The sequence below is a fragment of the Pseudomonas sp. C5pp genome (genome assembly GCF_000814065.1).
GTDB classification, from domain to species: domain Bacteria; phylum Pseudomonadota; class Gammaproteobacteria; order Pseudomonadales; family Pseudomonadaceae; genus Aquipseudomonas; species Aquipseudomonas asiatica.
In genome coordinates this window covers 1-5,523 of the sequence record NZ_JWLN01000071.1, presented here as the reverse complement: position 1 = coordinate 5,523, position 5,523 = coordinate 1, and the positions used below count along the sequence as shown (strand labels likewise).

Below are 5,523 nucleotides of genomic sequence, written 5' to 3'. Positions count from 1 at the left end.
CTTCGCGACACAAGGTCGCTCCTACAAAGGTCCGCGCTAACCGGGCAGATGAGATTTAGGCCACTATGCTGGTAGGGCCACCCGCAAAGCCCAGGGAGAAGCATCATGAACATCATCAACGCACGCCTGCGCGGCAAGCCTGGCCTGTTCCGCATCGAGATCAGCGGCGAACGCATCGCCGCCATCGTGCCCCAGGCCGAAGGGGTGGCGGCGCGCGCTGCCGATGACCTGGATGCCGGGCAAAACCTGGTGGTGGCGCCCTTTATCGAACCGCACATCCACCTGGACGCCACGCTGACCGCCGGCGAGCCGCAGTGGAACATGAGCGGGACCCTGTTCGAAGGCATCGAGCGCTGGGCCGAGCGCAAGGCAATCACCACCCACGACGACATCAAGAACCGCGCAAAGAAGACCATCGGCATGCTGGTGGATCATGGCATCCAGCATGTGCGTACCCATGTCGATGTCACCGACCCCACCCTGACTGCGCTAAAGGCCATGGTCGAAGTGCGTGACGAAGTGCGCCACCTGCTCGACCTGCAGATCGTCGCCTTCCCCCAGGAGGGTATCGAGTCGTACGCCAACGGCCGGGCGCTGATGACCGAAGCGGTGGCCATCGGTGCCGACGTGGTCGGCGGCATTCCACACTTCGAGAACACCCGCGACCAGGGCGTGTCTTCGGTCAAGTTCCTGATGGACCTGGCCGAACGTACCGGCTGCCTGGTGGATGTGCATTGCGACGAGACCGACGACCCGCAGTCGCGCTTTCTCGAAGTGCTGGCCGAAGAGGCGCGGGTGCGCGACATGGGCGCCCGGGTGACAGCCAGCCATACCGTGGCCATGGGCTCGTACGACAATGCCTACTGCTACAAGCTGTTCCGCCTGCTCAAGCAGTCGGGTATCAATTTCGTATCTTGCCCGACCGAGAGCATTCACCTGCAAGGGCGTTTCGACAACTACCCGAAACGCCGCGGCGTCACCCGCGTGGCCGAACTCGACCGGGCCGGGATGAACGTGTGCTTTGGCCAGGATTCCATCGTCGACCCTTGGTACCCGCTGGGCAATGGCAACATCCTGCGTATTCTCGAGGCCGGCCTGCACATCTGCCACATGCTTGGCTACGAAGACCTGCAGCGCTGCCTGGACCTGATCACCGACAACAGCGCCCGCACCCTGAACCTGGGCGAGCGTTACGGCATCGAAGCGGGGCGGCCGGCCAACCTGTTGCTGCTGTCTGCGCCGGACGATTACGAAATGGTGCGCAGCCAGGGGCATGCGCTGGTGTCGGTACGCAACGGCAAGGTGCTCATGCGTAGAACACCTGCCAGGGTTGAACACTACAGCTGACGCTCCCTGCTTCAGCATTCTGCAGCGCCCCGCCGGCTTGAAGCCGAGCGGGGCGCTTTGCTGTCTGGCGTACTGGTTTATCCCCGCGCACAGCTCCCAAGAACCATTCACATGCGATAAGCCGTGATTATTCCACCATAGGAAATGTTTGCACGGGCAATTGCTTGTCTCCATAATTGGTATGTAATTACATGGTACATAACACGGTACAAAATCGTAGGAGCAAGCATGGCCCGGGGCGGTATAAACAAGGTTGTAGTGCAGCAGGCACGTCAGGCGCTGATTGCCCGGGGCGAGAACCCCAGCATCGATGCGATACGTATCGAGCTGGGCAACACCGGCTCCAAGACCACGATTCACCGCTATCTGAAAGAGTTGAACGGCCAGCAACCCGTGGCTTCCGAGGGCGGCATTGCGCTGAGTGACGTGCTGAGCCGAATGGTCGGGCAACTGGCAACCCAGCTGCAGGACGAGGCCGACCTGAAGATCGAGCAGGCGGAAAGCGCCTTCACACGACAGCGCGAACAGCTGGAGGCACAACTGGCGATTGCTCAGCAGGCACTGGCTGCGGCGCACCAACAGCATCAGATCGATGTGGCCGCACTGGCCACCGAATCGGAAAAACTGCTTTCCACCCAAAGCACCCTGCAGGCCGAACAGCTGCGCAGCGCCAGCCTCAACCAGTCGCTGGGCGAGCTGCAGGTGCGCCTGGCCGACAAGGACGAGCAGGTAAAATCACTGGAAGACAAGCACCGTCATGCCCGCGATGCGCTGGAACACTACCGCAACGCCAGCCGCGAACAGCGTGAACAGGAGCAGCGCCGCCACGAAGCGCAGCTGCAACAGTTGCACGTGGAGGTGCGTCAACTGCAGCAAGGCATGATCGTCAAGCAGGACGAGCTGACCCGCCTGCACCGCGACAACGAGCGCTTGCTGGGTGAGCATCGCCAGGCCGCCAGCGCCTGCAGGGCGCAGGACGAATTACTGGAGCAGCGTGATGCGCAGATCCAGGGCTTGCGCACGATCCTGGCCCAGGCGCAGGGTGCAAGCGAGGAAATGCGTCGGCAGCTGGATGTGCAGGCACAGAGCCTCGAGGCCAGGCGCGACTTGTGCACGGAGCAGGCTCGTCAACTGCAGCAGCTCGAGGAGCAGCTGAAGCAACGTGATGAAGCGTTGGTTCAATGCCGAGCCCGGCTAGCTGTAGATTAATCAAACTTTTCCCGGCCGGTGGTTTCTTCCCTAGACACTCACCGGAGAAAGCCTCATGCCTGAACCACAACAGCCAGAAAAACATCCCCAAGGGCCCCATTCGTCCGAGAAGGCGAACAAACGCCAGGACTTGGGTTTCGACCCCGATTCGCCAGATGTGGAGGATCCGCAAGTCGACCCTCAAGGACCTGCCAAGCCACCGCGGGACGTCGAAAAATCCCCGTGAAGGTGGCATTTGTCGCTAAGGGCCGCTCAGCGGCCCCCGCGATCAACACGGTACTGCTTGGGGCACGCTGTCTCGAGGCCTTTGCCAGGCAAGCTACGCTCGCTTGACTCAGGACTCTGCCTGCCTGGCTGCCTCCACGCCCGCAGCCGAGAGTTTGATGGGGTAGTTCACGCTGATCTGGTGGTCGCTGCTCACCGCCACGCTGCCATCCTGGATCAAACCGGCCTCCTGCAGCGTCTTGAGCATGCCGGCCACGGCTTTCTCGCCCCGGTAGTTGTCCAGCACTTCCTTGCCCAGCCCCTGGGGGTGAGCGTGCAACAGGCGAGTCAGCACTTCGGCTTTCAATGCATCGTTACTCATGGCGGGCCTCACTTGCCGTGTTTGGCCTGAAGCGCCTTGGCATGCTCCAGATGCTGTTCGAGCTTGGGCAAGGTTTCGCTGGCAAAGGCCTTCAATTCAGCCTTGTCGGAAGATGCGGCTTCCTTCTTGAACAACTCCACCGCCTTTTCGTGAGCGTCGACCTGGTTGTTGACGTAAGACTTGTCAAACGACTCCTCTCGCCATTCCAGGATCATTTTCTTGACCTTGTCGGTTATTGCCGCCTCATCGGGTACGGAGATGTCGAGCTTGCGAGCGATGTCGCCGAGTTTCTGATTGGCCTTGGTGTGGTCGCTGACCATCTGCTGGGCAAAGGTCTTGATTTCGGCATTCTGAGTTTTTTCCAGAGCCAGCTTGCCGGTGACCACTTCGGCAATACCGGCCTCGGTAGCCGCTTCGACGAAGTCATCGGAACTCGCCGCCATTGCCTGCACCGATGCCAAGCCCAACACCATGGAAAAACCGACACGCTTGATGAAGAGACTGCTCATGCTTCACTCCTTAAACCGTGGCGCGACCTCAGTGTCGCGTACGGTTGAGGGTGAATGGGGAGCAAAGGTTTAATCTTTTTCCTGGTCGGCTGCGCTCAGGTGATGCTGAACTATAGTGAAACGCGGCGAACGCGGTAAGGCTAGGGATTTCAATGTGCGCAGCCAGGAAACAGGATGAGGACGGGCTCTTCGCGATAACCGGCGAGGGCCGGGCCGTGGCGCTGTTCCGCCTGGTACTCGCGTTCATGCTGGTGGTGATGCTCGCCTTCGTCGTGGTGGAAGGTTGGCGCATCTGGCGCGACTACCGGCACGCCTTCACCAATGCCGAGAACATGGTCTCCAACCTGGCCCGGGCCACGGCGCAGCATGCCGAAGATGCCATCCGCCAGGTCGACGCAATTACCGCGGCGCTGGCCGAGCGCCTGGAAGGCGACGGCTTCGAGCACATCGACCGGCCGCGCCTGCATACCTTGCTGGTCCAGCAGAAAAGCATCATGCCGCAATTGCACGGGTTGTTCGTGTATGGCCCGGATGGCAGCTGGATCGTTACCGACCAGGCGGTAGTCCCGCCCAATGCCAACAATGCCGACCGCGACTACTTCATCTACCACCGCGAGCATACCGACCGCAGGGTCCACATCGGCTCGGTGGTGCGCAGCCGTTCTACTGGCGACCTGATCATCCCCATTTCACGGCGCCTGCAATATGCCGATGGCAGCTTCGCCGGGGTGTTGCTGGGCACCATCAAGGTGGACTGGTTCGTACGCTACTACGGCGACTTCAAGATCGACGAACGCGGCGCGCTGGTGCTAGCCAAGCGCGACGGCACTATCCTGGTACGGCGGCCGTTCGTCGAACAGGTGATTGGCCGCAGCCTTAGCAGCAGCGAGATCTTCCGCAAGCACCTGCCGCATGCAAGCGAAGGGGTGGCCGAGGCGGTGGCCGTGGTGGACGGTACGCCACGGCTGTATGGCTATCGCGCGCTGGCCAGCTACCCGTTGGTGGTGGAGGCCGGCTTGTCGCGGGAATCGATCGTCGCGCCCTGGCGGCACGATGCGATCAAGTCGGTGGCAGTGTTGCTGCTGTTGCTGGTGGGGCTGGCAGCGTTTGGTGGTGTGGTGTTGCGCCAGTTACGCGAGCGTATTGTCATCGAGCGGGCGCTGCACCAGGCACACCAGACCCTCAAGGCCTTGGCACTGACCGACAGCCTGACCGGCCTGGGTAACCGCAGGCGGCTGGATGCAGTGTTCGAGCCGGAGCTGCGTCGGGCACGACGCCAGGGCTACTCGCTGGCGCTGGTGATGCTCGACCTGGATTACTTCAAGGCCTACAACGACCGTTACGGGCACCCAGCGGGCGACCAGTGCCTGCGGCGCTTTGCCGAGGTGCTGCAGCAGGCACTGAAGCGGCCGGCCGACCTGGCTGTGCGCTATGGGGGCGAGGAGTTCACACTGCTGCTCCCCGATACCGATGCCCGCGGGGCGGAGCTGCTGGTGCAGGAAGTGCAACAGCTGTTGCGGCGTCAGATGCTGGAGCATGCAGGTAGCCCACTGGGGCGGGTGTCGTGCAGTGCGGGGATTGCGGTGGGTGACCTGGCGCGGGAGGGGGTGACGGCCGAGCGCCTGATGGCGGCAGCGGATGCGGCGCTGTACCAGGCCAAGCGCCGGGGTCGGGACGGGTATTGCCTGGCAGAACGTGCAGTGGTGGGCGTAGATGAATAAAGGCCCTTGGTTGCCTGTACCGGCCCCATCGCCGGCAAGCCGGCTCCCACAGGGACCGCGCAGTTCCAAAGAGATGCACATTACCTGTGGGAGATTGCCCATCCCTTTTGGGCTGCGCTGTAGCGCAGAGAACAAATATCGCTCGTCTGAC

Annotated in this window: 6 protein-coding genes; 4 read left to right on the top strand and 2 right to left on the bottom strand. The window is 62.0% G+C overall.

All coding sequences use genetic code 11. The features are described 5' to 3' along the window. Positions 1 to 105 precede the first annotated feature (105 nt). The 3 genes from codA (at position 106) to RR51_RS31700 (ending at position 2,782) form a co-directional block, all read left to right on the top strand. Positions 106 to 1,347, top strand: coding sequence for a cytosine deaminase (codA, locus tag RR51_RS28225; RefSeq protein WP_039615458.1), 1,242 nt, complete (start codon positions 106 to 108; stop codon positions 1,345 to 1,347). A 228-nt stretch (positions 1,348 to 1,575) separates the two neighbouring features. Next, a complete protein-coding gene (locus RR51_RS28220; protein ID WP_039615457.1) occupies positions 1,576 to 2,556 on the top strand; it encodes a DNA-binding protein in 981 nt (326 codons plus the stop codon). 55 nt (positions 2,557 to 2,611) lie between these two features. Beyond that, entirely contained in the window at positions 2,612 to 2,782 is a 171-nt protein-coding gene (locus RR51_RS31700; protein WP_230397094.1) for a DUF6021 family protein, read from the top strand. 108 nt (positions 2,783 to 2,890) lie between these two features. Here the strand turns inward: RR51_RS31700 and RR51_RS28215 are convergent, their stop codons facing one another. Both RR51_RS28215 and RR51_RS28210 read right to left on the bottom strand, forming a co-directional pair. Continuing rightward, complete coding sequence (locus RR51_RS28215; RefSeq protein WP_013972652.1) at positions 2,891 to 3,142, bottom strand: hypothetical protein; 252 nt, start codon at positions 3,140 to 3,142, stop codon at positions 2,891 to 2,893. A gap of 8 nt (positions 3,143 to 3,150) precedes the next feature. After that, the gene (locus RR51_RS28210) at positions 3,151 to 3,651 is read right to left on the bottom strand and encodes a DUF4142 domain-containing protein (RefSeq protein WP_013972651.1); all 501 of its coding nucleotides are present in this window, start codon (positions 3,649 to 3,651) and stop codon (positions 3,151 to 3,153) included. Between the two features lie 152 nt (positions 3,652 to 3,803). Between RR51_RS28210 and RR51_RS28205 the strand changes: the two genes are divergently transcribed. Continuing rightward, on the top strand, positions 3,804 to 5,372 hold the full coding sequence (locus RR51_RS28205; RefSeq protein ID WP_038409652.1) for a sensor domain-containing diguanylate cyclase: 1,569 nt from the start codon (positions 3,804 to 3,806) through the stop codon (positions 5,370 to 5,372). Positions 5,373 to 5,523: the final 151 nt, after the last annotated feature.

Bases quoted from the DNA above. Each gene is read 5' to 3' on its own strand.
- codA (WP_039615458.1), top strand. From the start codon at position 106: ATGAACATCATCAACGCACGCCTGCGCGGCAAGCCTGGCCTGTTCCGC.
- RR51_RS28220 (WP_039615457.1), top strand. From the start codon at position 1,576: ATGGCCCGGGGCGGTATAAACAAGGTTGTAGTGCAGCAGGCACGTCAG.
- RR51_RS31700 (WP_230397094.1), top strand. From the start codon at position 2,612: ATGCCTGAACCACAACAGCCAGAAAAACATCCCCAAGGGCCCCATTCG.
- RR51_RS28215 (WP_013972652.1), bottom strand. From the start codon at position 3,142: ATGAGTAACGATGCATTGAAAGCCGAAGTGCTGACTCGCCTGTTGCAC.
- RR51_RS28210 (WP_013972651.1), bottom strand. From the start codon at position 3,651: ATGAGCAGTCTCTTCATCAAGCGTGTCGGTTTTTCCATGGTGTTGGGC.
- RR51_RS28205 (WP_038409652.1), top strand. From the start codon at position 3,804: ATGTGCGCAGCCAGGAAACAGGATGAGGACGGGCTCTTCGCGATAACC.